This is a genomic window from Streptomyces sp. NPDC001843, from assembly GCF_042891955.1.
Taxonomy (GTDB): Bacteria; Actinomycetota; Actinomycetes; order Streptomycetales; family Streptomycetaceae; genus Streptomyces.
Genome location: NZ_JBIATQ010000016.1, coordinates 84,378 through 110,139, shown reverse-complemented (window position 1 = coordinate 110,139; position 25,762 = coordinate 84,378). Strand labels below are relative to the sequence as shown.

The following is a 25,762-nucleotide window of genomic DNA, read 5'->3' as shown; positions in this document are numbered from 1 at the left end:
GCAACGAACGGGCGGTCGAGCCGATGCGTGAGTCCGCTCAGGCGGGGCGGGCGAAGAAGACGGCATAGGTACCGCCCACGCCGATGCGCTCGGCCGAGGTCAGCCATCCGGAGGAGCCCAGGATGCGTCCGATGCCGTCGAGGGTGAAGCGGCGGGAGAGGAAGCAGCGGACCTCGTCTCCCTCGGCGAGCCATATGTCACCCACCTGGGTGCCGTGGCGCAACCGGGCCGTACCCGTGACCGCGTCGTCGACGAATTCGACCCGAAGTTCCAACTGGTCATCGGTCAGCCCGACCGCACGCAGTGGGATCAGCATGATGTCACGCATCTCGGGCGTGGCATACGGACCCACGACGTTCTCACCGGGCGACGGAGGAAGAAAGACACCCAGCATCAGGACGTCCCGCTCCGTACAACTGGCCCGTATATGCCGGAGCGTTTGAACAGGGTCCTCCATATTCCCCAGCGTTCCTCCGAGCAGGCACAGCAGCAGCGCGTCTCCGCCCGGTTCACGCCATGAGGCGATTCTCCCGGTCGGTGCGTTCTCGATGTCCCAGCACGTGAAGTCGCTGTCCCCGGGTAAGTGCGGCGACATCCGTGCGCGGGCCGCATCGAGGAGCCGCGGACTGAGGTCCAGTCCCAAGTACCGCTCCAGTGCGAACCCGCGACGGCGCAGCCCGGCGACCAACTGGGCGGAGTGCACACCGTTGCTGGTACCGATGTCGCACATCTGGCGGGGCGCTTGGGCAGCGCCCCCGAACACGGCGCACACCGCGTCGACCTCACACTCGGATCGGCCGTCGAGGTATTCGTCCGGATGCTCCTCGGCGAGCCGCACATGCCGTTCCGCCGCTGATCCCATGTACAGGAAGCGCACCGGCATCCGACGCTCCCTCAACTGACACAGCAGCGAAGCGACGGTGGGCTCGCCGTCGCATGACCGGAAAGTCCGCGTCACACCAGCCATGCTCCGTCCCGCATCAACTCACGGTCCGCATGCTCGTTGAGCTCACGCCAGGACTCGATGCGCTGCGGGTCGAATCGATAGAAACTGTAGGACGGAGACTCCCGCGGATCCCAGCCACATTTCTCGTTGTAGGCGTCACCGTATTCGGCAGGGAGTTCGCCGTCCTTGACGTGGACGGCGGATGCCTCTATGAGGACGACATCGCGCGTATGACCCAGGACTGCTTTGACCCGACCCGTCGCTACGATGTTGCGGCCCGTGGGATTGGAGCGGACCGTGGCCACGAAGATACTGTCGCCATTCCACCAGAAAGAGAGGGGCACCAGGGTCGGGGTTCCTTCTCCGTCGGCCGAGGCGACCCAGAGATCCTTGTCGGACGTCAAGCGCGTGAGGGCGTCTTCCTTGCGCTTTTGCAACGGACGTGGAGCCTCCGCCATTTCACCGTTCCTTTTCCTCGGGGTGGGTGCGCTCGACCGCATCGTAGCGCACCGCCCCGACCCGGGAGCGACTTTCACCGATCACGCCTAAACCTGGCCACCGGCTCACTGCTAGGCAGGATAAACGCAGCGGAAACCGATCTCGTTGTGTCGGTCCGTGATCAGGTCTCGCCCACGGTAGTACGTGGTCAGACAGGGTGAAGGAGAGGTCCAGGCCCCTCCGCGCAGCACATGGAAGGCGTCTTTCCGGTTCATGAACTCCGCCGGCCGTCGCCCCTTGAAGAAGGGGTCCATGTCCTCGCGGGTGAAGTAATTCGTACGGGTCATCTCCCAGACGTTCCCGGACATCTGCAGCACACCGTACGGACTGGCGCCCGCGGGCAGGGCGTCCGCGGGGAGCAGTGGCGCGGCGGGGAAGTCCGACGCCTCGACGGAGACCAGTAGATCCTCCCACTCGGCGAGGTCCTTCACCTGACAGCCGAACACCCGATCGACGTAATGCACGTGCTCCGGCGCGAAGGCTTCGCCCCACGGGTACGCCCGCCCGTCCGGCCCGCGGGCGGCCTTCTCCCATTGGTCTTCGCTCGGCAGCGCGCCGCCGGCCCAACGGGCGAACGCCCAGGCGTCGTACCAGTCGACACCGACGACGGGCAGATCCGCGGCGTTGAACCGGGGATCGAGGCGATGACTGGGCAGGTGACCCCGCCCGGCCGGCTGGTCGGGATGGTCGAACCGGGTACTCCCCGCCACATCCTCCAGGAATGCGTCGTAACGCCGGTTGGTGACGGCGACGCGGTCGATCAGGAACGCTGGGAGTAACACTTCCCGGGGTGGATTGTCGGTGTCATCCAACTGGAACGGGTTGTCACCGCGACCGCCCTGTCCGCACCTGAACGGCCCGGCCGGAACGAGGATCACGTCCTCGTTCCGCCGGGCCGCGGGCCGTGCGGCCACCGAACGGGCACCCTGACCGAAGAATTCGTCCTCCAGTTCTCGCAGTCGCTGCGGGTTTTCGGACCCGAAGATTGCCAGCAAGGCTCTCTTGACGAAAGCAGCCCCACAACCGACAGGTTTGCGAAGGTATTCGGGCCGGGTGAAGTTGCTCGGCCATCCGGATATCCGGATCAGATCCGGGACACCAGCGGTGATGCGATACCTGCCTATCAGTTGTATGCTCGTGAAGGCCACCCAGTCGACCGGGTCGTGAACACCGTTCACTATGGCCCGGATTGCGGCCGGATGGTCACGGAAATTATCCGCGAGCAGACGCAAGCAGGCAGCCCGCACCTGCCAGACGTCATGCGTGTCCGATTCGCGGAGGAGCATTCCGAGGGCTTCCGTACCGCGCACCGCGACGGCGTCCCGCAGCGATTGGATAATTTCGTCCGCAAGACGCCAGGAGAGCGCCTCGTCAGCGATCACCGCATTACCATTTGTGGATCTCTGCGCTCTGGTCCCGTGTGCTCAGGAATTCCTCGAGGTTCAGTTCCTCTTCCGGAGCCTCCGGTTCGTAATCGAGGTTTTCGGTGCCCTCCGCCGCAAACACGCCCATGACCTCCTCCGTCGCCTGGAGCCTGTAGAGATTGTACGGGCGCACGATCCACGCCGTGCGTAATGATTCGGTCATCCCTGGCTTCGGAAAACGGCGAGGATCGTTCCGCCGCAAAATCGACCGGCCTACCCTCCGGATCGCTGCGGGGCAAGAGAACCGGGGGCGGTCGTTCCGGTGTGCGCGCAATTGGAAACCACTGCCCGCCGCTGATGCGGGTGGATTCATGATGCCGTGATCGTCTCCACCACCCGGCGGCGTCGGGCCCGAGGACCGTCCGCGGCAGCGCGGCCAACCGGAGTCACGCCGGCTTCGGTCGAGGGCTACAACCCCACGATCCCGTTCCACCGCTTCGCGAACTCCAGCCGTTCCGTGGAGGTGATGTCCCGCGCGATGGCCAGCCGTTCACGCATCGTCGCGTCGGGGAAGATCAGGGGGTTGTCGGCGAGGGCGGCCGTGTCCTTGTCCTTGGACGTGGCCAGGACCTCCTTGGCGGCCAGGACCGGGCAGACGTAGTTGACCCAGGCGGCGAGTTCGGCGGCGACCTCGGGGGCGTAGTAGTAGTCGACGAGCCGCTCGGCGTTGGCCTTGTGGTGGGCGCGGTCGGGGATCATCAGGGAGTCCGACCAGAGTTCGGCGCCCTCCTCGGGGACGACGAAGCGGATGTCGGGGTTGTCCGCCTGCAGTTGGATGACGTCGCCGGAGTACGCCTGACAGGCGAGGACGTCGCCGCTGACGAGGTCCTTGGTGTAGTCGTTGCCGGTGAAGCGGCGGATCTGGCCCCGGCGGACCTCCCGTTCGACCTGGTCGCAGACGGTGTGGAAGTCGTCGGCGGTCCACTTGGTGACGTCCACTCCGTTGCCCTGCATCAGCAGCGCGAACGCCTCGTCCAGACCGGAGAGCAGGGTCACGCGGCCCTTGAGGTCGCTCGCCCAGAGGTCCTTCACGTGCCGTAGCTCGCGGCCCAGCTTGCGGCGGTTGTACGCGATCCCGGTGATGCCGGACTGCCACGGCACGGTGAACTTCCGTCCCGGGTCGAAGGCGGGCGAGCGCAGGAGGGGGTCGAGGTGCCTGGCCACGTTCGGCTGGTGGGCGCGGTCCATCTCCTGGACCCAGCCCAGGCGTACGAAGCGTGCGCACATCCAGTCGCTGATGACGATGAGGTCGCGGCCCGTGGACTGGTGGTTCATCAGCGCGGGGCTGATCTTGCCGAAGAACTCGTCGTTGTCGTTGATCTCCTCGACGTAGTCGACGGAGATGCCGGTGCGCTTCTCGAACGCCTCCAGCGTCGGCCGCTTGCCCGGGTCGTCGTCGTCGGTGTCGATGTACAGCGGCCAGTTCGCCCAGGTCAGCCGTTTGTCGGTGACGGAGGAGTCGGGGGCCGCGCGGTCCCCGGGCGCGACGTACGCGGCGGGCACCCCGCACCCGGCGAGGGCGCCGAGGGCGGCGGTGCCGCCGAGCGCGTGCAGGACGGAGCGGCGGGAGGGCAGACCGGAAGCAGGCATCCCGGCAGCATGCCGCCCGGCCCTGTGCGCAGACAACCGACGCTGCGGCCGGAGGGACCCGGACGGGCCCGACACCCTGTCGATCAGCGCGCGGTGAGGCCCCAGCTCGCCACCAGGCCCAGCGCCTCGTCGGCTCCCGAATCCGGCGCGGGCAGATAGCTGACCAGGACCTGACCGTGCTCGGGGATGTGCAGAACCTCGAAGTCGAGGGCGAGAGGGCCGACGAGCGGGTGGCTGAGGGTGTAGCGGCCGGGGCCCTTGTCCCGGACGTCCTGCCGCGCCCACAGCGCTCCGAACTGCTCGCTCCTCATCGCGAGGGTGCCGATCAGCGAGGCCAGCGCCGGGTCGTCCTGGTAGCGGCCGACACTCACCCGCAGGAACGCCACCGTCGCCTCCGCCTTCGCCTGCCAGCTCTCGGCGAACAGGGCGCGGTAGTCCGGGTCCAGGAAGACGAGATGGGCGAACGTCCGCTGCTCGGACGGGAGTTCACCGAAATCGCCGAAGGCGGCGGCCGCGAGCGGGTTCCAGGCGAGCACCTGTGTGAGGTGACCGCAGACGTAGGCGGGCCCGGGTTGCGCGTCGACCAGGCGGCGCAGGGAGGGTCGTACCGCGTCGGAGGCGGGAGCGGCGCCGGGGCGGGCCCGGTCGGGGCGGGCGAGGTTGCGCAGATGGCCCAGTTCCGCCACGTCCAGCCGCAGCGCCCGCCCCACCGCCTCGAGCACGCCGTCCGAGACATGCGGATTGCGGCCCTGTTCCAGGCGGACGTAGTACTCGACGCTCACGCCGGCCAGCTGCGCCAGCTCCTCGCGCCGCAGCCCCGGCACCCGCCGGGGCCCGTACGCGGTCAGGCCCACGTCGGCCGGTGTGAGCCGGGCCCGCCGGGACCGCAGGAACTGGCTGAGTTCGGTGCGCCTTTCGCCCACTGATGTCATGCCCCGAGTATCCCGGAGCGGACGGGCGAGGAGGGTGGCCAAGTCTTTCCCCCCTATAAAGCCTGCCTGTCGAGCCCGGACGCCCCGGGCGCAGAGTCGTTGCCGTCCACCGGACGACCCCATCATGAAAAGGACGTACGACGATGACTCTCCCCCTCCGCCCCCTCGGCTCCTCCGGACTGTCCATCTCCGCGATCGGACTCGGCGCCTGGGCGTTCGGCGGCGACGGCTGGCGCTTCACGTGGGGTGCGCAGGACGACGAACGGTCGATCGCGACCGTGCACCGCGCCGTCGAGCTGGGCGTCAACTGGATCGACACGGCTGCCGTCTACGGGCTCGGGCACTCCGAGGAGGTGGTCGGCAAGGCGCTGGCCGCACTGCCCGAGGCCGACCGGCCGTACGTGTTCACCAAGGTGGGCCTGGTCTGGGACCCGGAGAATCCGGCGGCCGCGCCGAGCCGGATCATGCGGCCGGACAGTGTGCGACGGGAGGTCGAGGACTCGCTGCGCCGGCTCGGCGTCGAGGCCATCGACCTCTACCAGGTGCACTGGCCGGACACCGGCGCGCCCCTCGACTGGAACGGCGACGGCGGCACGGCGGCCGGGCAGGCCACCCCGCTGGAGGAGTACTGGCAGGTGATGGCCGATCTGAAGACCGAGGGCAAGGTGCGCGCGATCGGCCTGTCCAACCACGGTCCCGAGCTGCTGGAGACCGCCCGGGCCATCGCGCCGGTCGACGCCGTCCAGCCCCCGCTGTCCCTCCTCAACCGCTCCGCGGAGCCGGAGATCGACTGGGCCGCCGACCACGGCACCGGCGTGATCGTCTACCAGCCCCTCCACTCCGGCCTGCTCACCGGCACCTTCACCCGGGAACGGATCGCCTCGCTCGACCCGGCCGACTGGCGCCGCACGCACCCGGACTTCACGACCCACCTGGACGCCAACCTCCGTACGGTGGACCGCGTCCGCACGGTCGCCGAAGCGCACGGCACCACCACGGGCGCGGTGGCCATCGCCTGGGTGCTGGCGCGGCGGGGAGTCACCGGCGCCATCGCAGGGGCCAGGCGGCCGGAGCAGACGGCGGACTGGGTACGGGCGGCCGGACTTCACCTCACCGACGAGGAAGTCCGGTTCGTGGCGGGACGCTGACGGGCCGCGGCCCCGGACGGGCTGTCCACCGTCCGGGGCCGCGGGCTCGGTGCTTCAGCCGTCCAGCGACGTCATGACGTGCTTGATCCGCGTGTAGTCGTCGAAGCCGTACGCCGACAGGTCCTTGCCGTAGCCGGACTTCTTGAAGCCGCCGTGGGGCATCTCGGCGACCAGCGGGATGTGGGTGTTGATCCACACGCAGCCGAAGTCGAGCTTCTTGGACATCCGCATGGCGCGGCCGTGGTCCTTGGTCCACACCGAGGAGGCGAGGGCGTACTCGACGCCGTTGGCCCACTCGACCGCCTGCTCCTCGTCCGAGAAGGACTGGACGGTGATGACGGGGCCGAAGACCTCCTTCTGGATGATCTCGTCGTCCTGCTTCAGGCCGGAGACGACGGTCGGGGCGTAGAAGTAGCCCTTGTCGCCGACCTGGTGGCCGCCGGTCTCGACCTTGGCGTGGGCGGGGAGGCGCTCGATGAAGCCGGAGACCTGCTTGAGCTGGTTGGGGTTGTTCAGGGGGCCGTAGAGGACGTCCTCGTCGTCCGGCTGCCCCGTCTTCGTCTCCGCCGCCGCCTTCGCGAGCGCGGCCACGAACTCGTCGTGGATGGACTCCTGGACCAGGACGCGCGTGGCGGCCGTACAGTCCTGGCCGGCGTTGAAGAAGCCCGCGACCGAGATGTCCTCGACGGCCTTCGGGATGTCGGTGTCCTCGAAGACGACGACCGGGGCCTTGCCGCCCAGTTCCAGGTGGACGCGCTTGAGGTCCTTGGAGGCGGACTCGGCGACCGACATGCCCGCGCGGACGGAACCGGTGATCGAGGCCATCGCGGGGACCGGGTGCTCGACCATCAGGCGGCCGGTGTCGCGGTCGCCGGTGATGACGTTGAAGACGCCCTTGGGGAGGATGGAGCCGATGATGTCGGCGATCAGGACGGTGGAAGCCGGCGTGGTGTCCGAGGGCTTCAGCACGACCGTGTTGCCCGCGGCGATCGCCGGGGCGAACTTCCACACCGCCATCATCATCGGGTAGTTCCACGGCGCGACCTGGGCGCAGACGCCGACCGGCTCGCGGCGGACGATCGAGGTCAGCCCCTCCATGTACTCACCGGCCGAGCGGCCCTCGAGCATCCGCGCCGCGCCCGCGAAGAAGCGGATCTGGTCGACCATCGGCGGGATCTCCTCGGAGCGGGTCAGCCCGACCGGCTTGCCCGTGTTCTCCACCTCGGCCGCGATCAGTTCCTCGGCGCGCTCCTCGAACGCGTCCGCGATCTTCAGCAGGGCCTTCTGCCGCTCCGCCGGGGTCGTGTCCCGCCAGCCCGGGAAGGCGGCGGCGGCCGCGGACATCGCGGCGTCGACGTCGGCCTGCCCGGACAGCGGCGCGGTCGCGTACGCCTCGCCCGTCGCCGGGTTGACCACCTCGGTGGTCCGTCCGTCGGCGGCGTCCCGGAACTCACCGTCGATGTAGTTGCGCAGACGACGCAGCTCGGTGCTCACTGCCGGCCCTCCAAGTGGGGTGTCCATTGACTGAGACACCCACACTAATCCGAGTGCCGACGTTTTCAACACCCCCGGTCGCGCCTTGAGTGCGGAATCCGCAGGCTTCAGGCACGTAAACAACGAATTTCATCGATCTAGCCTTGCGGAACTGTCGAGACGTCGTGCAGAGTGAGCTCGTGGCCAGTCGAAGCGCAGACCAGAGGGACTCCCGCGAGTCCAGGAACGGCAGCCCCCAGCTGGATGCCGTCTCCCTCGCCATCATCGAGCAGCTCCAGGAGGACGGCCGCCGGCCGTACGCCGCGATCGGCAAGGCCGTGGGCCTGTCCGAGGCGGCTGTGCGCCAGCGCGTCCAGAAGCTGCTCGACCAGGGCGTGATGCAGATCGTCGCCGTCACGGACCCGCTCACCGTGGGCTTCCGCCGGCAGGCGATGGTCGGGATCAACGTCGAGGGCGATGTCGAGGCCGTGGCCGACGCGCTGTCCGACATGTCGGAGGTCGAGTACGTGGTGATGACGGCGGGTTCGTTCGACGTCCTCGCCGAGATCGTCTGCGAGGACGACGACCACCTGCTGGACGTCATCAGCAAACGCATCCGGGCCCTGCCCGGCGTGCGCTCCACCGAGAGCTTCGTCTATCTCAAGCTCAAGAAGCAGACCTACATGTGGGGAACCCGATAACCGTGAGCCAGAAGGACCTCAGCCGAACCGCGTACGACCACCTGTGGATGCACTTCACCCGCATGTCCTCGTACGAGAACTCCCCCGTCCCCACGATCGTGCGCGGCGAGGGCACCTACATCTACGACGACAAGGGCAAGCGCTACCTCGACGGTCTCGCGGGTCTGTTCGTGGTCCAGGCCGGTCACGGCCGCACGGAGCTCGCCGAGACCGCCTTCAAGCAGGCGCAGGAACTGGCGTTCTTCCCGGTGTGGTCCTACGCCCACCCCAAGGCCGTGGAGCTGGCGGAGCGGCTCGCGGACTACGCGCCCGGCGACCTGAACAAGGTCTTCTTCACCACCGGCGGCGGTGAGGCGGTCGAGACCGCCTGGAAGCTCGCCAAGCAGTACTTCAAGCTGGTCGGCAAGCCCACCAAGCACAAGGTCATCTCCCGCGCGGTCGCCTACCACGGCACCCCGCAGGGCGCCCTGTCGATCACCGGCCTGCCCGCCCTGAAGGCTCCGTTCGAGCCGCTGGTGCCGGGCGCGCACAAGGTCCCGAACACCAACATCTACCGCGCCCCGATCTTCGGCGACGACCCGGAGGCCTTCGGCCGCTGGGCCGCCGACCAGATCGAGCAGCAGATCCTGTTCGAGGGCCCGGACACGGTCGCCGCGGTCTTCCTGGAGCCGGTGCAGAACGCGGGCGGCTGCTTCCCGCCGCCACCCGGCTACTTCCAGCGGGTCCGCGAGATCTGCGACCGGTACGACGTGCTGCTCGTCTCCGACGAGGTCATCTGCGCCTTCGGCCGGCTGGGCACCATGTTCGCCTGCGACAAGTTCGGCTACGTGCCGGACATGATCACCTGCGCCAAGGGCATGACCTCGGGCTACTCCCCGATAGGCGCCTGCATCGTCTCCGACCGCCTCGCCGAGCCGTTCTACAAGGGCGACAACACCTTCCTGCACGGCTACACCTTCGGCGGCCACCCGGTGTCGGCCGCGGTGGGCCTCGCCAACCTCGACCTGTTCGAGCGGGAGAACCTCAACCGGCACGTGCTGGACAACGAGGCCGCGTTCCTCGGGACGCTGCAGAAGCTGCACGACCTGCCGATCGTCGGCGACGTCCGCGGCAACGGCTTCTTCTACGGCATCGAGCTGGTGAAGGACAAGAACACCAAGGAGTCCTTCGACGAGGAGGAGACCGAGCGCGTCCTGTACGGCTTCCTCTCCAAGGCGCTGTACGACAACGGCCTGTACTGCCGTGCCGACGACCGCGGCGACCCCGTCGTCCAGCTCGCCCCGCCGCTGATCTCCGACCAGGGGACGTTCGACGAGATCGAGCAGATACTGCGCGCGACCCTCACGGAGGCGTGGACCAAGCTGTGATCGGCTGACAGTGTGATCAACTACGGCCCCGGGCCGCCCGTTCGAGTGAGAAAGGGCGGCCCGGGGCCGTGTGCTGTCCGGCCTCCCCCGGTGCACTGCCTAGCGTGCCGAGTGACCGATCGTCCCCGCCTTCGTTCCCCCGTACGAGGGACTTGGCACGGGAATCGAGGATCAGAACCGAGGTGTACGCCCATGGAGGCCCCGCCGGACAACGACGTGCTCTGGGCACGCTCCCTGCAGTACGCGCACCCCGACGGCTCTCCGGCGCTGGCCGGTGTCTCGGTCGGCGTGCGGGAGGGCGAGATCCTCGCCGTCAGCGGTCCGCGCGGCAGCGGCAAGACGACCCTGCTGCGCTGCCTCTCCGGCGAGCTGCGGGCGCAGGCCGGGGAGGTCTGGTTCAACAGCGTGCCGGTGCACACCATGGGCCCCCTGCGCCGCGAGCGGCTGCGCCGGGACCGCTTCTGCTGGATCGACCCGGCACCCGCGCTGATCCCCGAGCTGACCGTCTGGGAGAACACCGCCCTCCCCCTCATGCTGCGCGGCACCGGCCGCCGCCGGGCCAAGGCGGCCGCGCAGGAGTGGCTGGAGCGCCTGGACGTCGGCGACAAGTCCCGCAAGCGTCCGCACGAGCTGGTGCAGGCCGAACGCCAGCGCGTCTCGATCGCCCGCGCGCTGGCCCCCGCGCCGACCGTCCTCTTCGCCGACGAGCCGACGGCTCCCCTGCACCGCGCCGATCGCGGGCACGTGCTCAGGACGCTGACCACCGCGGCCCGCTCGCACGGCATCACGGTGGTACTGGCCACCCACGAAGCCGAGACCGCGGCCCTCGCCGACCGCACGGTGACGCTGCTGGACGGACGGCGCGTCAACACCGTGCATCTGCCGGAGGCCCCCGAGGCGGAAGGCCGGGCCTCGTGCTCGCTCTCCGTCTGACCCGGCTCACCCATCCCGCCGTCCAGCTACGGCGTCTCCTGGTGGCGGCGGCCGCCGCGGGCACGGGGTTCCTCCTGCTGTGCACCCTCGGCTACGCCCTGGGCCACCCGGACGCGCCGCCCGCCTCCCTCCTCCTCCGCCTGGGCTGGTGCGCGCTGCCGCTGGCGGCCACCGTCCAGCTCGCGGTGGCCGTCGCCCGCGCGGACCCCGGCACCAGACCCCGGACCGGCCTGTCGGCGCTGGGCCTCGGGCCGGCCCGGCTGATGGCCGAATCCGCCCTGACCACAGCCCTGTCCTGCACACTCGGCTCGACGACGGCGCTCGTGCTCTTCCTGCACCTGCGCGGTGACCTGCCCGGCACGCCCTTCGACGGCGCCGCCGCCTTCCTCGCCACCGGACGGCCCCTGCCCGTTCCGGCCGCCCTCACCCTGCTGGCCCTGGCCCCGGTCACCGCGTCGGCGACGGTGGCGCTGGTGTTGCGGCCCCGGGACGCCCGTGTCCGGGTGTCCTCGCCCACGGCTACCGCCGTAGCTGCCGTAGCTGCCGTAGCTGCGGGCAGTCGTGCCGCCCGGGGCGGTGGGGAGGGTGGGCGATGGGGGTCCCCCCGCTCGAGCGAAGCCGGGAGTGGGGGAGGCGCCCCGCCGGCGCCGGGTCGCGCGACCGGTGGCCCTGCCGTGGCCGACGGCGCACGTCAGTCCCCGGACGAGGTGACCGAGGCGCCGGACCCCGACGCCCCCGGCCGCGCTGCACCGCCCCGCGAAGCCCCCGGCGGCCTCCCCTGGGGCATCGCCGTGCTGGCCGCAGGCCTCGCGGTGGAGTCCTACGCCGCCCCTTCCACCGCCACCCTCCCGGAGGGCCCCGCGGCGGTACTCGCCGGCTGGACCCTCACCGCCCTGGGCCTCCTGCTCGCCGCCCCCGGCCTCACCCACCTGTGCGGCCGTCTGCTGCAGGCGGTCCGCCCCGGCGCGCTCAGGCTGCTCGCCGGCCGCGGTCTGATGGCGGAGGCCGCCCGTATCGGCCGCCCTCTCGGCGTCGTCTGCGCCGTCGTGTCCGGCGTGTACGCGATGACGGCACGGTACGACCGCGGCGCGGCGTCCTTCGGTCCGCTGACGCGCCTCGGGACCCTCCTGGTGGCCGGCTGCACGGTGGCCACGCTTCTCATGGCGGCCGTGGAGGCCAGGGAGTCCCGCGCCGACACCACCGCCGCGCTGCTCCGGCTCGGTGCCCGCGCCACGGTGCTGCGCGCCGCCGCGGCCCTGCGCGCGAGCGCACTGCTCGCCCTGTTCGGCCCGCTCACCCTGGCGGTGGCCGGTCTCGCCGCGCTTCCCCTGGCGCGCTGATCAAGCTGAGAAAAAAATTCCGCGACCGCCGATGAGTTCCGCGCCGGCCGCCGGTCCACATCCCCGTAACGAGCACCGCACCCCGACGGGAGACCCGGCATGTACCAGCAGATGATCTTCGTGAACCTGCCCGTGAACGACCTCGACGCCTCGAAGAAGTTCTTCACGGAGCTGGGTTACTCGCTCAACCCGCAGTTCAGCGACGAGAACGCGGCCTCCGTCGTGATCAGCGACACCATCGTGGCGATGCTGCTCACCAAGCCGTTCTACGCGACCTTCACCGACAAGGAGATCGCCGACGCGACGAAGACCAGCGAGGTGCTGGTGTGTCTGAGCGCCGAGAGCCGCGAGAAGGTCGACGAACTGGTGGACAGGGCGGTGGCGGCGGGCGGCACCGACACCGGCCGGACCCAGGACCACGGCTTCATGTACGGCCGTGCCTTCGACGACCTCGACGGACACACCTGGGAAATCATGTGGATGGACCCGGCGGCGGTCCAGGGCTGAGACCGGCGGACCCGGAGTCGGGCGCGGGCGGTTGTGCCAGCATGGGCGGGTGCATCCGACACCCGCCCAGCCCCACCGTGCCGCCCACGACCACGAGATAGAGTCCCTCGCCGAGTTCGACGAGGTGGTCGCCGAGCACGGCACGCTCGCCCGGTTCCGTGTGCAGGCCGTCGACCTGACCGACCGTACAAGTGAGTTGCTCCGCTTGGACGCCTCGGGCGCCGTCTTCCTCGGCTGCCCGATGCGCCCCGAAGCGGCCGCCCGCGTGCGTGCTGCCGGGGCGTTGGTGTTCCCGCCCGTCCCCGGCCTGCCCTTCGACCCGTACCGGGGTTTCGTCTACACCTCCGACGAGCTGTTCGAGGCACTCGACGAGGGGTACGAGGCGACACCGGACGCCCAGGCGTACGCCTGGTTCCAGCGGACGAAGGCCGACGGGGACGTCTACTCGTCCATGCTGCGCGCGATCCACGATGACGCCGTCTCCGACGCGCTGGACGAACTCCTCGCCGGAGAGCGGGTGGTGGGCGTGATGGGCGGCCACGCGATGGCGCGCGGCACTGAAGCCTACGCCGGTGCGGCCCGCCTGGGCCGGGAGCTGGCGCGGGCCGGGTTCACGGTGGCCACCGGTGGTGGGCCGGGGGCGATGGAGGCGGCCAACCTCGGTGCGTACGCCGCCCCGTTCGACGACGGGATGCTCAAGGAGGCGCTCCAACTCCTCGCCAAGGCGCCCTCGTTCCGGCCGTCCGTGACCGACTGGGCGCACGCCGCCTTCGAGGTCCGCGACCGCTGGCCGGAGGGTGGCGCGTCGGTGGGCGTCCCGACCTGGTTCTACGGTCACGAGCCGCCGAACGCCTTCGCCGCGCACATCGCCAAGTACTTCGCCAACGCCACCCGCGAGGACGGCCTGCTGGCCCGCTCCAACGCGGGTGTGGTGTTCCTGCCGGGCGCCGCCGGGACCGTACAGGAGGTCTTCGACAACGCGACCCCGAACTACTACGAGTCGCGGGGCGAGCCCACGCCGATGGTGCTCGTGGACCGGACGCACTGGACGGAGCGGCTACCGGTGTGGCCCCTGTTGCGGGCGCTCGGACAGGGCCGGCCGATGGAGTCCCGAATCGCCCTTGTTGACCGGATCGAGGAGGCTCCGGAGGCGTTGAAACGTCTCGCCGGTTAATAAGCGGGCAAAGCCAACGCGTGTAGAATGCTGATGCGTTGACACTACTTATGGAGCGCTTATAAACCTGTGAGCCTCTAGGGGTTGATGATGCTGACGATCGCTCACAATGCCGTCGTCGCGCCATCTCCCGCCCAGCCCCCCGCAGCTATGCAATCTGTAAAGGACAAACGTGTCCAAAACTCGCCGCAGCTCTCGCCGTTCCGTGCGCGTCCTGGGTGTCGCCTCCGCAACCGCCGCTCTGGCGCTGGGTGTCGCGGGCACCGCGCTCGCCTGCGACATCAGTGACTTCTCCGCCGAGGCCACCTGCGACGGCAGCAACGGCGTCATCGTCGTCACGGACAAGGACGCCGGCGGCACCCCGGCCGTCATCACCGTGTTCCTGGAGAACAACGGCGCCGACGTGAAGAAGGTCGGCAAGCCGACGGAGGTCAAGGGCTCCGCCGTGGGCACCAAGCTCACGTTCACGGAGGACTGGAAGCCGAACGCGACGTACCGCGTCCACGTCAAGGCCGGCAACAAGGTGGACAAGGACATCACGCCCAACCTGACCACCCCCTCCACGGCCTGCAAGACCGAGGAGTCCGAGAAGCCGACCGCGACCGAGACGGAGACCGCGTCGGCATCGGCGTCGGCTTCCGCCGACGCCCCCGCCCCGGCCAAGTCCGCGAGCCCCTCGGCCACGGCGTCGGTCTCGGCGTCGGCGTCGGCGTCCGAGAGCGCCGACGCCGCCCCGGCGGGCACCTCGGACAACGCGCCGTCCCCGGCGGTCGGCGAGTCGAACCTCGCCGAGACCGGTGCGAGCTCCAACACCGGCCTGATCGCCGGCGTCGCGGCCGCCCTGGTCGTCGTCGGCGGTGGCGCGGTCTTCTACGGCATGCGCCGTCGCGGCTCGCACAGCGGCCGCTGACCTCTCAGTTCCGGTCCGCCTTCGTGGCCCGTCCCGCTGTTCCGGGGGCGGGCCACCGGCGTTCGTCCGCAGGCGGTTCCCCGTCCAGTACGACGATCTCGGCCGCGTCGAACTCCACACCGACCGCGCCGCCGACCTCCGGCGCGTCCCTCAGCGCACACGCCGCCTCCAGGCGCGGGGCGCCGTCCGGCTGGAGATGGACGGCGACATGGGTGCCCTTGAACGTACGGGCGGTCACCGTACAGCGCAGGCCCTCGCCGGCCGGGACGAGCCGGACACCGGCGGGCCGGACCAGCACCGTACGGGCCCCCTGCGGCGCTCCTTGCGGCACCGGCAGCTTGCCCCACGGGGTGTCCGCGGCCTCCCCGGCGACCGTCGCGCCCGTCACGTTGTCGAAGCCGAGGAAGCGGGCCACAAACTCGTCGGCCGGCCGCTGCCACACCTGAAGGGGCGTACCCGACTGGGCGATCCGCCCGTCCCGCATCACCACCACCCGGTCGGCCAGTGCGAACGCCTCCCCCTGGTCGTGCGTCACGGCGAGCACGGTGGTCCCCAACCGGCCGAACAGTTCCCTCAGTTCCACCACCAGCCGCTCCCTCAACGAGCGGTCGAGCTGCCCGAGCGGCTCGTCCAGCATCAGCAGCCGGGGCCGTGGCGCGAGCGCACGGGCGAGTGCGACACGCTGCTGTTCACCGCCGGACAGCCCGGCGACGGCCCGGCGGGCCGCGCCCGGCAGACCTACCAGGTCCAGCAACTCCCGCACCCGCGTGTCCTGTTGCGCCTTCGCGGTCCCGTGCATCCGGAGCCCGAAGGCCACGTTGCCGCCCACGTCCCGCTGCGGGAAGAGCTGGTGGTCCTGGAACATCAGCCCCACCCCGCGCCGGTGCGCGGGCACCCCGCTCTGGTCACGTCCGTCGAGCAACACCCGCCCCGAGTCGAGGGGTTGCAGCCCGGCGACCGCCCTCAGCAGCGTCGACTTCCCGCTGCCGCTGGGCCCGAGCACGCACACGATCTCGTGCTCCGCGACGTCCAGGCCGACCGTGTCGAGCACGGCCCGCCCGCCGAAGCGCACGGTCGCGGCATCGAGGCTCAGCAGCATCAGAACTCCCCCGTCCGGTCCGTGCGCAGCCGCTCCAGGACCAGCAGGGCCGTCGCGCACACCAGCATCAGAATCGTGGAAAGGGCCATCGCCTGCCCGTAGTTGAGATCTCCGGGCCGGGACAGCAGCCGCGCCACCGCGACGGGCAGCGTCGGATTGTCGGGCCGCGCGATGAACACGGTCGCCCCGAACTCCCCGAGCGACACCGCGAAGGCGAACCCGGCCGCGATCAGCAGCGCCCGCCGCACCATCGGCAGGTCGACCTCCCGCCACACCCGCCAGGGAGAAGCCCCGAGCACGGCCGCCGCCTCCCGCAGCCGCCCGTCCACGGCCCGCAGCACGGGCAGCATGGTCCGTACGACGAAGGGCGCGCCGACCAGCGCCTGCGCGAGCGGAACCAGGATCCAGGACTGGCGCAGATCCAGCGGCGGCTTGTCCAGCGCGATGAGGAAACCGAAGCCGACGGTCACGGCGGACACGCCCAGCGGCAGCATCAGCAGCGCGTCGAAGCCCCGCACGATCCGCCCCGCGTCCCGGCGGGCCAGCGCGGCGGCGGCGAGGGAGCCGACGGCCAGGGCGATGGCGGTGGCGGCGGCGGCGTACTCCAGCGAGGTCCACACGGCGTTCAGCGGCGCCACCAGGAAGGTCCCGCCGTCGGAGTCGGTCAGCGCCCGGTAGTAACCGAGGCCGGGAGCGTCGAGGGAGCGCCGTACGAGCACGGCGAGCGGCAGGACGAGGAGCAGGGCGACGGTGACCAGGACACCGGCCAGCAGCGCCCACTGGCCGACCCCGCGCGGCGTGCGTGCCGTCACCGAGGCGTCCACCAGGCGCAGGGCGGTCTCCCGGCGCCGTACCGTCCAGGCGTGCACGGCGAGGATCGCGCCCACCGCCACGAACTGCACCATCGTCAGAACCGCGGCCGTGGACAGGTCGAAGATCTCGGAGGTCTGCCGGTAGATCTCGACCTCGACGGTGGAGTAGGTGGGCCCGCCGAGGATCTGCACCACGCCGAAGGAGGTGAAGGTGAACAGGAACACCATCAGCGCGGCCGCGGCCACGGCGGGCCCGAGCGCGGGAAGCGTGACCTTCCGCCAGGCCCGCAGCGGCGACGCGCCGAGCATCCGGGCGGCCTCCTCCTGCCGTGGGTCGAGTTGCGCCCACAGCCCGCCGACCGTGCGCACGACGACGGCGTAGTTGAAGAAGACGTGCGCCAGCAGGATCGCCCACACGGTGGTGTCCAGCCGTACGCCCCACAGGTCGTCGAGCAGCCCGCCGTGTCCGACGAGCGCCAGGAAGGCGGCTCCGGCCACGACGGTCGGCAGCACGAACGGCACCGTGACCACGGCCCGCAGCACCTGCCTGCCGGGGAAGTCGAGACGGGCGAAGACGTAGGCGGCGGGCAGCGCGAGCAGCAGGGTGAGCGCGGTGGAGGCGAGCGCCTGCCAGACGGTGAACCACAGCACATGGCGGATGTCGGGCTGGGTGACCACGTCCGCGATCCGCCCGAACCGCCAGGCGCCGTCCACTTTCAGCCCGCGCGCGACGATCGCGGCCACGGGCCAGGCGAAGAACACGGCGAAGAACGCGACGGGCACGGCCATGAGGCCGAGCCGCACCGCGTTCCCGCGCGCGCCCCTGCGCGGTGTTACCGCAGTACGAGTGACGTCCACGACTTGACCCACTGGTCACGGTTGGCGGAGATCTTGCCGGGGGCCATGGTCTCCGGATCGGCGGCGGCCGGTCCGTACTTGGTGAACTCGGCGGGCACGGCGGCGCCCCTGACGACCGGGTAGACGAACATGTTCAGCGGCATGTCCTGCTGGAATTCCTTGGAGAGCAGGAAGTCGATGAACGCCTTGCCGCCCTTGGTGTTCTTCGCGTTGCTCAGCAGCCCCGCGAACTCGATCTGCCGGAAGCAGGTGCCCGTCGACACACCGGTCGGGGCGGTGCTGGGCCGCTTCTTGGCGTAGATCACCTCGGCGGGCGGGGAGGAGGCGTACGACACGACGAGCGGCCTGTCGCCGCCGGCCTTCTTCCCTTCGGAGGAGCCGGAGAACTCCTGGTAGTAGGCCTGCTCCCAGCCGTCGACGACCTTGACGCCGTTGGCCTTGAGCTTCTTCCAGTAGTCCGGCCAGCCCTGGTCGCCGAACTGCGCGGCGCTGCCGAGCAGGAACCCGAGGCCGGGTGAGGAGGTGGCGGCGTTCTCGGTGACGAGGAGGTTCTTGTACTCGGGCTTGGCCAGGTCGGCGAAGGACCGGGGCGGGGCCAGCTTGTGCCGGGCGAAGTACGCCTTGTCGTAGTTGACGCAGATGTCGCCGTAGTCGACCGGCGTGACCCGGTCCTTGCCCTTGTCGAGCTGATATCCGGCGCCCACCGTGTCCAGGCCCTTGGCCCGGTAGGACTGGAACAGCCCGTTGTCGAGGGCCCGTGAGAGCAGGGTGTTGTCAACGCCGAAGAGGACGTCTCCCTGCGGGTTGTCCTTGGTGAGGATGGCCTTGTTGACGGCCTGGCCGGCGTCGCCGCTCTTGAGGACCTTGACCTTGTACCCGGACTTCTTCTCGAAGTCCGCGAGCACGCTCTTGGACACGGCCCACGAGTCGTGGCTGACGAGGGTGACGGTCTTGGAGTCCGTCGACCCCTTGGTGCCGGACGCCCCGCACCCCGTCAGAGCGGACAGCCCGACGAGGCCGAGCCCGACGGCCGCGGCCACGAACGTCTTGTGGTGCACTGGATGTCCTCCTGGGGTTGGCCAGGAAGAACGCTGCCCCGCCCGGAACGTCCGGGCAGGGCACAACAGCTTGAGTGGGTGACCGAACTTCCTACCCAGAATGACCTGGGCGAGGTTCAGAGGGTCTGCGGCCCGTCTGCCGCACTCTCAGCGCTGTGGCGCTCCCCTGTCGGAATATGAAGATGTGATGTGGCCAGATCCTATCGCTCCGTGGCCGCCAGCTGACCACAGGCCCCGTCGATCTCCTGCCCACGGGTGTCCCGGATGGTGACGGGCACACCATGCGCGGCAATGGCCTCCACGAACGCCTTCTCGTCCTCCGGCCGGGAGGCGGTCCACTTCGAGCCGGGCGTGGGGTTCAGCGGGATGAGGTTGACGTGCACGGGCCTGCCCTTGAGCAGCCGCCCGAGGCGGTCGCCGCGCCAGGCCTGGTCGTTGATGTCCCGGATCAGCGCGTACTCGATGGACAGCCGGCGCCCGGACTTCTCGACGTACTCGAACCCGGCGTCGAGCACCTCGCGCACCTTCCAGCGCGTGTTCACGGGAACGAGGGTGTCGCGCAGTTCGTCGTCGGGCGCGTGCAGCGAGATCGCGAGGCGGCACTTGAAGCCCTCGTCGGCGAACCGGTGGATCGCCGGGACGAGCCCGACGGTGGACACGGTGATGCCGCGCTGGGACAGCCCCAGCCCGTCCGGCGCGGGGTCGGTGAGGGCCCGGATGGCGCCGACGACCCGCTTGTAGTTGGCCAGCGGCTCCCCCATCCCCATGAAGACGATGTTGGACAGCCGCGCCGGACCACCGGGGACCTCGCCGTCCCTGAGCGCGCGCATCCCGTCGACGATCTGGTGGACGATCTCGGCGGTGGACAGGTTCCGGTCGAGCCCCGCCTGCCCGGTCGCGCAGAACGGGCAGTTCATCCCGCACCCCGCCTGCGAGCTGATGCACATCGTCACCCGGTCCGGGTACCGCATCAGCACCGACTCGACGAGCGTCCCGTCGAACAGCCGCCACAGCGTCTTGCGGGTGGTCCCCTGGTCGGTCGACAGATGCCTCACCACCGTCATCAACTCCGGCAGCAGCGCCTCCCGCAGCTTGCCGCGCGCCCCGGCGGGGATGTCGGTCCACTGCTCCGGGTCGTGCGCGTACCGCGCGAAGTAGTGCTGTGAGAGCTGCTTGGCACGAAACGGCTTCTCCCCGATCTCGGCCACCACGTCCTTGCGCTCGGCGGGCGTGAGGTCGGCGAGATGCCGCGGCGGCTTCTTGGCTCCGCGCGGGGCGACGAAAGTGAGTTCTCCGGGTGCAGGCATAACCCTTCCAGTGTGGCAGATCAACTCCGGGCCCCCAGGCCGGAGCGGGGTGGGGGCGGTCACCCGTGGGTGCTGTCTGTCAGCGTTGGTCGGCTTCGGACGGCCCGGACCCGGCCCCGACCGCTGCGAGGTGGATGCCGGGCTATAGTCGCAGGGTCGCGAAAAACGACGTCTCGCGGGTCCACCCGCCGGGCATCGCACATACATCGATGCAGATGGTTCTGATCGGTGAGCGTCTCCTGCCGAGACCGGACATCCCGTCCGCTCACGGCGCTGTCCATCGCCGACGCGTGTCGGCGCTACAGAGGAGCGCACCATGCAGAAGACCATCGCCATCGTCGGAGCGGGACTGGGCGGGCTGACGCTCGCCCGGGTGCTTCAGGCTCACGGTGTCGCCGCGACGATCTACGAGGGTGAGGCTTCGGCGACGAGCCGTGCACAGGGCGGCCTGCTCGACATCCACGAAGAGACCGGACAGATCGCGCTTCGCGCAGCCGGTCTGTACGACGAGTTCCTCACTCTGGTCCGCCCGGGCGAGGACGCCAAGCGTGTGGTCGACCGCCACGGCACGATCCTGTTCGACATGCCTGCGGACCCCGGTTCGGCCCGTCCTGAAGTGGATCGTGGTGAACTCAGGCGCCTGCTCATCGACTCGCTGGCGCCCGGGACGATCAGGTGGGGTCACAAGGTCGCCTCGGTCCGGCACCGTCCGGAGGGCGGCTACGTCCTCACTTTCGCGGAAGGTTCCGCCACGCGCGCCGACATCGTCATCGGCGCGGACGGCGCCTGGTCGAAGGTGCGTCCGCTGCTCACCCCCGCCGAGCCTCTCTTCAGCGGAACCTGCTTCATCGAGATCGCCCTCACCTCGGGCGGCCAGAACTGTCGGGCGAGCGTGGCTGCGATCGGCAGCGGCACGCTGATGGCGGTCGCGCCGGCCAAAGGCATCATCGCCCATCGCTACGCCGACGGGCACGTGCGCGGATACGTGGCGCTGAACAAGCCGGAAGAGTGGATGAGGTCGATCGACTTCGGCGACCCGTCCGCGGGACTCCGCCGACTCGCCGACGAGTTCGACGGCTGGTCGCCGCTGCTCACCGCCTTCGTGACGGAGAGCGACGCGGAACCGTGGCTCCGACCCATCTACGCCCTTCCCGTCGGGCTTGAATGGGACAGGGTGCCCGGAGTGACGCTCGTCGGCGACGCCGCGCATCTGATGTCGCCCTTTGCCGGCGAGGGCGCGAACCTCGCCATGTACGACGGCGCGGACCTGGCCGGCAAGCTGGTTGAGCAACCCGACATCGAGGTCGCGCTCAGCGCCTACGAAGAGCGGCTGTTCCAGCGCAGTAGCGACGCCGCCGGCCGCTCGGCGCAGAACCTGGAGATCTTTTTCGGCCGGGAAGCACCGCAGAGCGTAGTCACTCTGTTCGATCACTCCTGATACCTCAGTGCTCAGTGCGAGTTCGGTGATGCTGGTGCGCTCAGACGCCTGCTGCCACCGCGGCGCCAAGCCCCAGTAGGACGACGCCGGTCGTCACGTTGAGTCCCCGCAGGACAGTCGGCCGGGACACCAGGTCGCGTCCTCGGTCGACGGCCCAGGTGAGCAGGGCGTACCAGGAGGCGCTGACGAGTGCCCACAAGGCACCCAGGGCGACGGTCGACAGGAACACCGGGCCTTTCGACGTCACGAACTGGGGCAGCACCGAGACGGCGAACACGCCGGCCTTCGGGTTGCCCAGGTCATCCGTGGTCCTCGCGGAGCAACGCTCACCGCGGCCGGTGCGCTGCTCGCCTCGCACGGTCGGACCGTGGACGAGGCATCGGACAAGGCCGAGGCGCAACTGGCCGCACTGCTCGGCCACCTCTCGCTACGGCTGCGGATCGGAACGTTCCAGGCGGCCGCCCTGCACCTGCTGCCGCCCGCCCTGACGGCTCTGCGGCACCGCCATCCGGACGCCGACGTCTCCGTCGTCGACGTGGTGTCCGGACGCGGAGCGGACGAGATCAGCGCGGGCCGTCTGGATCTGGCCATCGTCGCGTCCTGGGGCACGCCGCTCGCGCCGCCCCCGCAGCTACGCGCCCACCCGCTCCTGCTGGACCCGATGGTCGTGGTTCTCCCCGACGACCATCCGCTCGCCACCGGACAGCCCCCGGAGACCGAACTGCAACTGGAACAACTGCGCGACGCGTCATGGGTTTCCATCCTGGCCGGCCACGCCGCCCGCGAGCAGTTCCACGACGCTGCCCGCGAGGCCGGCTTCACTCCCACCGTGCGGTTCGAGACCGAGTCGTACGACGTCGCCCAGGCCCTCGTCGGCACGGGCAGCGCAGTGGCCCTGGTCTCGCGCCTGGCCCTGACCCACACCCCCGGCACCACCCACCGCGAACTGGCCCGTCCCCGGCCCCACCGCCAGCTCTACGCCCTGACCAGGACCGACGCCAGCCTCACACCACTCGCGGACAAGCTCATCGACCTCCTGCGCGACGTCGCCGGCGACATCACCGCCACCTGGGAGGCTCCCCGCGAACCGGTGCCGGCCGATTCCCCGCCGGAGGTCACGTTCTGACCGTGGCCCTGCCTGTTCAGACCCTGTGGTCGATCTTCTTTTCCCGCATCAGCCCGCCCAGCTCCGCGTCCGACAGCGGGTGCAGCGTGACACCGGCAGCGTGGCACCGGCCCCACCACCCCAGGCCGACAGGAACACCGCGAAGCCGAGCGTCGGCACCACGGCCGTCGCCAGCACCCAGACCAGTAAGAGATGCAGAGCGGTGAGCGTCCCTCTGTCGCCAGTCATGTCACGGAGCCTGCCAGCCGGCGTCCCGGCGTACATGAGTACGCGTACTCACTCTCCGTTCGCAGAAATCCGGGCCCCGTTCCGGTGCGGAACGGGGGCCCGTGAGGTCCTGCGCGCGGCTCAGGCCGAGCCGACGAACGTCACCATCAGCAGCCAGACCACCGGAGCGGTCGGCAGCAGTGAGTCCAGGCGGTCCATGATGCCCCCGTGGCCCGGGAGCAGCGTGCCCATGTCCTTGATGCCCAGGTCGCGCTTGATCATCGACTCGCCGAGGTCGCCGAGCGTGGCGCTGGCCGCGACCGCGAGGCCGAGAACGAGGCCCTGCCACCAGGCGCCGTCCTCGATGAGGAACTGCATGCACAGCGCGCCCGCGACCATGGCGAACAGGATCGCGCCGAGCAGCCCCTCGCGGGTCTTGCCAGGGCTGATTCGCGGGGCGAGCTTGTGCCTGCCGAAGCGCCAGCCGACGGCGTACGCCCCGGTGTCGCTGACCACCGTCAGCAGGAGGAAGGTCAGCACGCGCCACGGGCCGTCGTCGGCGGTGAGCATCATCGCGACGAACGTGGCCAGGAACGGGACGTAGAACGCCGCGAAGACGCCCGCCGTGACGTCCTTGAGGTAGCCCTCCGGCGGTTCGGTCATCCGCCACACCAGTGCGGCGAGCGCGGTCAGTGCCATGGCCACCCAGGCGCCCTCCGGGCCCCGGAGGTAGCCGGCGACGACCATCGCCGCACCGCCGAGCGCCAACGGGACCAGGGGCGCCTTGATGCCCTTGCGCTCCTGCAGCCGGCTGGTCAGCTCCCACAGACCCACGACGACGGCGACCGCTATGACGCCGACGAACACGGCCTTGACGACGAACAGGGAAGCGACGATCACCACGCCGAGCCCGACGCCGACCCCTATGGCCGCACCCAGGTCCCGGCCCGCGCTCTTCTTCGGCGGCGCGGGCGCCGGCTGCGGGGCGTCGGGCATGGGCTCCGGATTCTGCGGCGTCGCCCCCGGGGGCGACGTCCGCGGCATGTCATACGGTCCGTAGGGGTGGGCCTGCGGGGTCTCCTGGTCTCCGCCGAACGCGGGTACGTCGGGCACGCTGGGCATGGGGCGAGTCTGCTGCGCGTCCTGCGCATCGTACGCGGGCCCTGCCGGGGCAGGTCCCTGGACCGGTCCCCGGTCGGTGGGCCCCCAGTACCCGGCCGGTGGCCCGGTTTGCGGCGGAGCGCCCCAGGAAGAGTCGTTCATCAGACCTCGAGAAGCTCCGCTTCCTTGTGCTTGAGGAGCTCGTCCACCTGGGCGACGTACTTCGCGGTGGTGTCGTCGAGTTCCTTCTCCGCACGGCGGCCCTCGTCCTCGCCGACCTCGCCGTCCTTGATCAGCTTGTCGATGGCGTCCTTGGCCTTTCGGCGGACGGAACGGATGGACACCTTGGCGTCCTCGCCCTTGCCCTTGGCGACCTTGATGTACTCGCGGCGGCGCTCCTCGGTGAGCTCGGGGAACACCACGCGGATGATGTTGCCGTCGTTGCTCGGGTTGACGCCCAGGTCGGAGTCGCGGATCGCCTGCTCGATGTTGCGCAGCGCGCTCTTGTCGAACGGGGTCACGACCGCCATGCGCGGCTCCGGCACGGAGAACGAAGCCAGCTGGTTGATCGGCGTCGGCGCGCCGTAGTAGTCGGCCACGATCTTGTTGAACATCGCCGGGTGTGCTCGACCGGTGCGGATCGCGGCGAAGTCCTCCTTGGCGACCACGACGGCCTTCTCCATCTTCTCCTCGGCCTCGAGGAGGGTCTCTTCGATCACCACTTGCTCCTGCGTGTCTTGAGTAGGCCCGGCTGCGGTTCCTGTCGGCGGCGGCCGGCTGCGTCGCGTCTTCTTCCTGCACGGTTCCCGACCGGCAGGTCATTGTCCATCCCCCGGCGAGGTCCCGGGTGGTCCGGTCAGGCCCGGCTGCCCTGATCACCCACAAGGGTGCCGATCTTCTCACCCTTGACGGCCCGCGCGATATTGCCCTCGGCCAGCAGCTCGAACACGAGGATCGGGAGCTTGTTGTCACGGCACAGGGTGATCGCGGTGGCGTCGGCGACCTTCAGGTCGCGCGTGATGACCTCCCCGTAGCCGAGGGCGTCGAACTTGACCGCGTCCGGGTTGGTCTTGGGGTCGGAGTCGTAGACCCCGTCCACACCGTTCTTGCCCATGAGCAGCGCCTCGGCGTCGATCTCGAGGGCGCGCTGGGCGGCGGTGGTGTCGGTGGAGAAGTACGGCATGCCCATACCGGCGCCGAAGATGACCACGCGGCCCTTCTCGAGGTGGCGCACGGCGCGCAGCGGGATGTACGGCTCGGCGACCTGGCCCATGGTGATGGCGGTCTGCACCCGGCTGTCGATGCCCTCCTTCTCCAGGAAGTCCTGGAGGGCGAGGCAGTTCATCACGGTGCCCAGCATGCCCATGTAGTCGGAGCGGGCCCGGTCCATGCCGCGCTGCTGGAGTTCGGCGCCGCGGAAGAAGTTGCCGCCGCCGATGACGACCGCGATCTCGGCACCGTCGCGCACGACGGCCGCGATCTCACGGGCGATCTTGTGCACCACGTCCGGGTCGACGCCCAGGCCCCCGCCACCGGCGAACGCCTCTCCGGACAGCTTCAGCAGAAACCGGCCGTGTACTTTGCCGTCGTCGCTCTTCTGGTCCTTGGTGGTCATGGGGATCCCGCCTCTGTTACGTGGTGCACATGCGAAGAAGGCCACTGCCGGTTGGGGTCGCTTCTCGCTCCCATGCGCGGCAATGGCCTCCTCGTCAGTTCTGCTGTCGTCCGCCACATGCCCGGGTGTGGCGGTGTACGCGGACGACTGCTGTCGACCCTATCGGGATTTCCCCAGGGTCACGCGTCGATCGCGGTA

At 70.0% G+C, this 25,762-nt stretch carries 25 protein-coding genes, 1 pseudogene and 1 riboswitch; of the genes and pseudogenes, 10 read left to right on the top strand and 16 right to left on the bottom strand.

The window, feature by feature from the left end:
* Positions 1–37: 37 nt before the first annotated feature.
* From ACFYZQ_RS33235 to ACFYZQ_RS33210, 6 genes are all read right to left on the bottom strand, one after another.
* Entirely contained in the window at positions 38–883 is an 846-nt protein-coding gene (locus ACFYZQ_RS33235) for an L-histidine N(alpha)-methyltransferase (RefSeq protein ID WP_389155915.1), read from the bottom strand.
* A gap of 71 nt (positions 884–954) precedes the next feature.
* On the bottom strand, positions 955–1,404 hold the full coding sequence (locus ACFYZQ_RS33230) for a pyridoxamine 5'-phosphate oxidase family protein (RefSeq protein WP_389155912.1): 450 nt from the start codon (positions 1,402–1,404) through the stop codon (positions 955–957).
* A gap of 111 nt (positions 1,405–1,515) precedes the next feature.
* Positions 1,516–2,826 (bottom strand): formylglycine-generating enzyme family protein, encoded by a 1,311-nt coding sequence (locus ACFYZQ_RS33225; protein WP_389155909.1) that lies wholly within the window; start codon positions 2,824–2,826, stop codon positions 1,516–1,518.
* A 4-nt stretch (positions 2,827–2,830) separates the two neighbouring features.
* Positions 2,831–3,031: a hypothetical protein gene (locus ACFYZQ_RS33220; protein ID WP_389155907.1), complete on the bottom strand. Its 201-nt coding sequence runs from the start codon at positions 3,029–3,031 to the stop codon at positions 2,831–2,833.
* A gap of 245 nt (positions 3,032–3,276) precedes the next feature.
* A complete protein-coding gene (locus tag ACFYZQ_RS33215) occupies positions 3,277–4,458 on the bottom strand; it encodes a spermidine/putrescine ABC transporter substrate-binding protein (RefSeq protein WP_389155904.1) in 1,182 nt (393 codons plus the stop codon).
* An 83-nt stretch (positions 4,459–4,541) separates the two neighbouring features.
* On the bottom strand, positions 4,542–5,390 hold the full coding sequence (locus ACFYZQ_RS33210) for a helix-turn-helix domain-containing protein (protein WP_389155902.1): 849 nt from the start codon (positions 5,388–5,390) through the stop codon (positions 4,542–4,544).
* Between the two features lie 143 nt (positions 5,391–5,533).
* Here ACFYZQ_RS33210 and ACFYZQ_RS33205 point away from each other — a divergent pair, with 143 nt between their 5' ends.
* A complete protein-coding gene (locus ACFYZQ_RS33205) occupies positions 5,534–6,538 on the top strand; it encodes an aldo/keto reductase (RefSeq protein WP_389155899.1) in 1,005 nt (334 codons plus the stop codon).
* A gap of 54 nt (positions 6,539–6,592) precedes the next feature.
* On the opposite strand, the gene ACFYZQ_RS33200 is transcribed toward ACFYZQ_RS33205, so the two are convergent.
* Positions 6,593–8,032 (bottom strand): gamma-aminobutyraldehyde dehydrogenase, encoded by a 1,440-nt coding sequence (locus tag ACFYZQ_RS33200; protein ID WP_389155896.1) that lies wholly within the window; start codon positions 8,030–8,032, stop codon positions 6,593–6,595.
* 164 nt (positions 8,033–8,196) lie between these two features.
* Here ACFYZQ_RS33200 and ACFYZQ_RS33195 point away from each other — a divergent pair, with 164 nt between their 5' ends.
* From ACFYZQ_RS33195 to ACFYZQ_RS33165, 7 genes are all read left to right on the top strand, one after another.
* Positions 8,197–8,712, top strand: a complete 516-nt coding sequence (locus ACFYZQ_RS33195) for an Lrp/AsnC family transcriptional regulator (protein WP_389155893.1) — start codon at positions 8,197–8,199, stop codon at positions 8,710–8,712.
* Positions 8,697–10,079 carry an aspartate aminotransferase family protein gene (locus ACFYZQ_RS33190; protein ID WP_389155890.1) on the top strand — a complete coding sequence of 461 codons (1,383 nt, stop codon included), beginning with the start codon at positions 8,697–8,699 and terminating at the stop codon, positions 10,077–10,079. The genes ACFYZQ_RS33195 and ACFYZQ_RS33190 overlap by 16 nt, the downstream gene beginning before the upstream one ends.
* A 192-nt stretch (positions 10,080–10,271) precedes the next feature.
* A complete protein-coding gene (locus tag ACFYZQ_RS33185) occupies positions 10,272–11,012 on the top strand; it encodes an ABC transporter ATP-binding protein (protein WP_389155888.1) in 741 nt (246 codons plus the stop codon).
* The gene (locus ACFYZQ_RS33180) at positions 10,994–12,352 is read left to right on the top strand and encodes a hypothetical protein (protein ID WP_389155885.1); all 1,359 of its coding nucleotides are present in this window, start codon (positions 10,994–10,996) and stop codon (positions 12,350–12,352) included. The genes ACFYZQ_RS33185 and ACFYZQ_RS33180 overlap by 19 nt, the downstream gene beginning before the upstream one ends.
* A gap of 99 nt (positions 12,353–12,451) precedes the next feature.
* The gene (locus tag ACFYZQ_RS33175; protein WP_389155881.1) at positions 12,452–12,859 is read left to right on the top strand and encodes a VOC family protein; all 408 of its coding nucleotides are present in this window, start codon (positions 12,452–12,454) and stop codon (positions 12,857–12,859) included.
* Between the two features lie 49 nt (positions 12,860–12,908).
* Entirely contained in the window at positions 12,909–14,033 is a 1,125-nt protein-coding gene (locus tag ACFYZQ_RS33170) for an LOG family protein (RefSeq protein WP_389155878.1), read from the top strand.
* A 172-nt stretch (positions 14,034–14,205) separates the two neighbouring features.
* Positions 14,206–14,943 carry an LAETG motif-containing sortase-dependent surface protein gene (locus tag ACFYZQ_RS33165; protein WP_389155875.1) on the top strand — a complete coding sequence of 246 codons (738 nt, stop codon included), beginning with the start codon at positions 14,206–14,208 and terminating at the stop codon, positions 14,941–14,943.
* 79 nt (positions 14,944–15,022) lie between these two features.
* Here ACFYZQ_RS33165 and ACFYZQ_RS33160 read toward each other — a convergent pair.
* The 4 genes and pseudogenes from ACFYZQ_RS33160 to rlmN form a co-directional block, all read right to left on the bottom strand.
* Positions 15,023–16,042: pseudogene (locus tag ACFYZQ_RS33160) on the bottom strand (ABC transporter ATP-binding protein); the annotation flags it as partial.
* Complete coding sequence (locus ACFYZQ_RS33155) at positions 16,042–17,643, bottom strand: ABC transporter permease (RefSeq protein WP_389155872.1); 1,602 nt, start codon at positions 17,641–17,643, stop codon at positions 16,042–16,044. The gene ACFYZQ_RS33155 and the pseudogene ACFYZQ_RS33160, both read right to left, overlap by 1 nt.
* Before the next feature lie 44 nt (positions 17,644–17,687).
* Positions 17,688–18,770 carry a thiamine ABC transporter substrate binding subunit gene (locus ACFYZQ_RS33150; protein ID WP_389155869.1) on the bottom strand — a complete coding sequence of 361 codons (1,083 nt, stop codon included), beginning with the start codon at positions 18,768–18,770 and terminating at the stop codon, positions 17,688–17,690.
* Positions 18,771–18,840: 70 nt separating this feature from the next.
* Positions 18,841–18,948: riboswitch (TPP riboswitch) on the bottom strand.
* A gap of 22 nt (positions 18,949–18,970) precedes the next feature.
* Positions 18,971–20,077 (bottom strand): 23S rRNA (adenine(2503)-C(2))-methyltransferase RlmN, encoded by a 1,107-nt coding sequence (gene rlmN, locus ACFYZQ_RS33145; protein WP_389155866.1) that lies wholly within the window; start codon positions 20,075–20,077, stop codon positions 18,971–18,973.
* A 316-nt stretch (positions 20,078–20,393) separates the two neighbouring features.
* Between rlmN and ACFYZQ_RS33140 the strand changes: the two genes are divergently transcribed.
* Positions 20,394–21,515 (top strand): FAD-dependent oxidoreductase, encoded by a 1,122-nt coding sequence (locus ACFYZQ_RS33140; protein WP_389155863.1) that lies wholly within the window; start codon positions 20,394–20,396, stop codon positions 21,513–21,515.
* Positions 21,516–21,555: 40 nt separating this feature from the next.
* On the opposite strand, the gene ACFYZQ_RS33135 is transcribed toward ACFYZQ_RS33140, so the two are convergent.
* Entirely contained in the window at positions 21,556–21,873 is a 318-nt protein-coding gene (locus tag ACFYZQ_RS33135; protein ID WP_389155860.1) for a LysE family translocator, read from the bottom strand.
* A 9-nt stretch (positions 21,874–21,882) separates the two neighbouring features.
* Between ACFYZQ_RS33135 and ACFYZQ_RS33130 the strand changes: the two genes are divergently transcribed.
* Positions 21,883–22,641: a LysR substrate-binding domain-containing protein gene (locus tag ACFYZQ_RS33130; protein ID WP_389155857.1), complete on the top strand. Its 759-nt coding sequence runs from the start codon at positions 21,883–21,885 to the stop codon at positions 22,639–22,641.
* A gap of 48 nt (positions 22,642–22,689) precedes the next feature.
* Here ACFYZQ_RS33130 and ACFYZQ_RS33125 read toward each other — a convergent pair whose 3' ends face one another.
* From ACFYZQ_RS33125 to pyrH, 4 genes are all read right to left on the bottom strand, one after another.
* On the bottom strand, positions 22,690–22,869 hold the full coding sequence (locus tag ACFYZQ_RS33125; protein ID WP_389155855.1) for a hypothetical protein: 180 nt from the start codon (positions 22,867–22,869) through the stop codon (positions 22,690–22,692).
* Between the two features lie 120 nt (positions 22,870–22,989).
* Positions 22,990–24,111 (bottom strand): phosphatidate cytidylyltransferase, encoded by a 1,122-nt coding sequence (locus ACFYZQ_RS33120; protein WP_389155853.1) that lies wholly within the window; start codon positions 24,109–24,111, stop codon positions 22,990–22,992.
* Complete coding sequence (frr, locus tag ACFYZQ_RS33115; protein WP_014675285.1) at positions 24,111–24,668, bottom strand: ribosome recycling factor; 558 nt, start codon at positions 24,666–24,668, stop codon at positions 24,111–24,113. The genes ACFYZQ_RS33120 and frr overlap by 1 nt, the downstream gene beginning before the upstream one ends.
* Positions 24,669–24,805: 137 nt before the next feature.
* A complete protein-coding gene (gene pyrH / locus ACFYZQ_RS33110) occupies positions 24,806–25,564 on the bottom strand; it encodes a UMP kinase (protein ID WP_388796523.1) in 759 nt (252 codons plus the stop codon).
* Positions 25,565–25,762 lie beyond the last annotated feature (198 nt).

Excerpts from the sequence above, each read along its gene's own strand:
- ACFYZQ_RS33235 (WP_389155915.1), bottom strand. The coding sequence starts at position 883 with ATGCCGGTGCGCTTCCTGTACATGGGATCAGCGGCGGAACGGCATGTG.
- ACFYZQ_RS33230 (WP_389155912.1), bottom strand. The coding sequence starts at position 1,404 with ATGGCGGAGGCTCCACGTCCGTTGCAAAAGCGCAAGGAAGACGCCCTC.
- ACFYZQ_RS33220 (WP_389155907.1), bottom strand. The coding sequence starts at position 3,031 with ATGACCGAATCATTACGCACGGCGTGGATCGTGCGCCCGTACAATCTC.
- ACFYZQ_RS33215 (WP_389155904.1), bottom strand. The coding sequence starts at position 4,458 with ATGCCTGCTTCCGGTCTGCCCTCCCGCCGCTCCGTCCTGCACGCGCTC.
- ACFYZQ_RS33210 (WP_389155902.1), bottom strand. The coding sequence starts at position 5,390 with ATGACATCAGTGGGCGAAAGGCGCACCGAACTCAGCCAGTTCCTGCGG.
- ACFYZQ_RS33205 (WP_389155899.1), top strand. The coding sequence starts at position 5,534 with ATGACTCTCCCCCTCCGCCCCCTCGGCTCCTCCGGACTGTCCATCTCC.
- ACFYZQ_RS33185 (WP_389155888.1), top strand. The coding sequence starts at position 10,272 with ATGGAGGCCCCGCCGGACAACGACGTGCTCTGGGCACGCTCCCTGCAG.
- ACFYZQ_RS33175 (WP_389155881.1), top strand. The coding sequence starts at position 12,452 with ATGTACCAGCAGATGATCTTCGTGAACCTGCCCGTGAACGACCTCGAC.
- ACFYZQ_RS33155 (WP_389155872.1), bottom strand. The coding sequence starts at position 17,643 with ATGGCCGTGCCCGTCGCGTTCTTCGCCGTGTTCTTCGCCTGGCCCGTG.
- rlmN (WP_389155866.1), bottom strand. The coding sequence starts at position 20,077 with ATGCCTGCACCCGGAGAACTCACTTTCGTCGCCCCGCGCGGAGCCAAG.
- ACFYZQ_RS33140 (WP_389155863.1), top strand. The coding sequence starts at position 20,394 with ATGCAGAAGACCATCGCCATCGTCGGAGCGGGACTGGGCGGGCTGACG.
- ACFYZQ_RS33125 (WP_389155855.1), bottom strand. The coding sequence starts at position 22,869 with ATGACTGGCGACAGAGGGACGCTCACCGCTCTGCATCTCTTACTGGTC.
- ACFYZQ_RS33120 (WP_389155853.1), bottom strand. The coding sequence starts at position 24,111 with ATGAACGACTCTTCCTGGGGCGCTCCGCCGCAAACCGGGCCACCGGCC.
- pyrH (WP_388796523.1), bottom strand. The coding sequence starts at position 25,564 with ATGACCACCAAGGACCAGAAGAGCGACGACGGCAAAGTACACGGCCGG.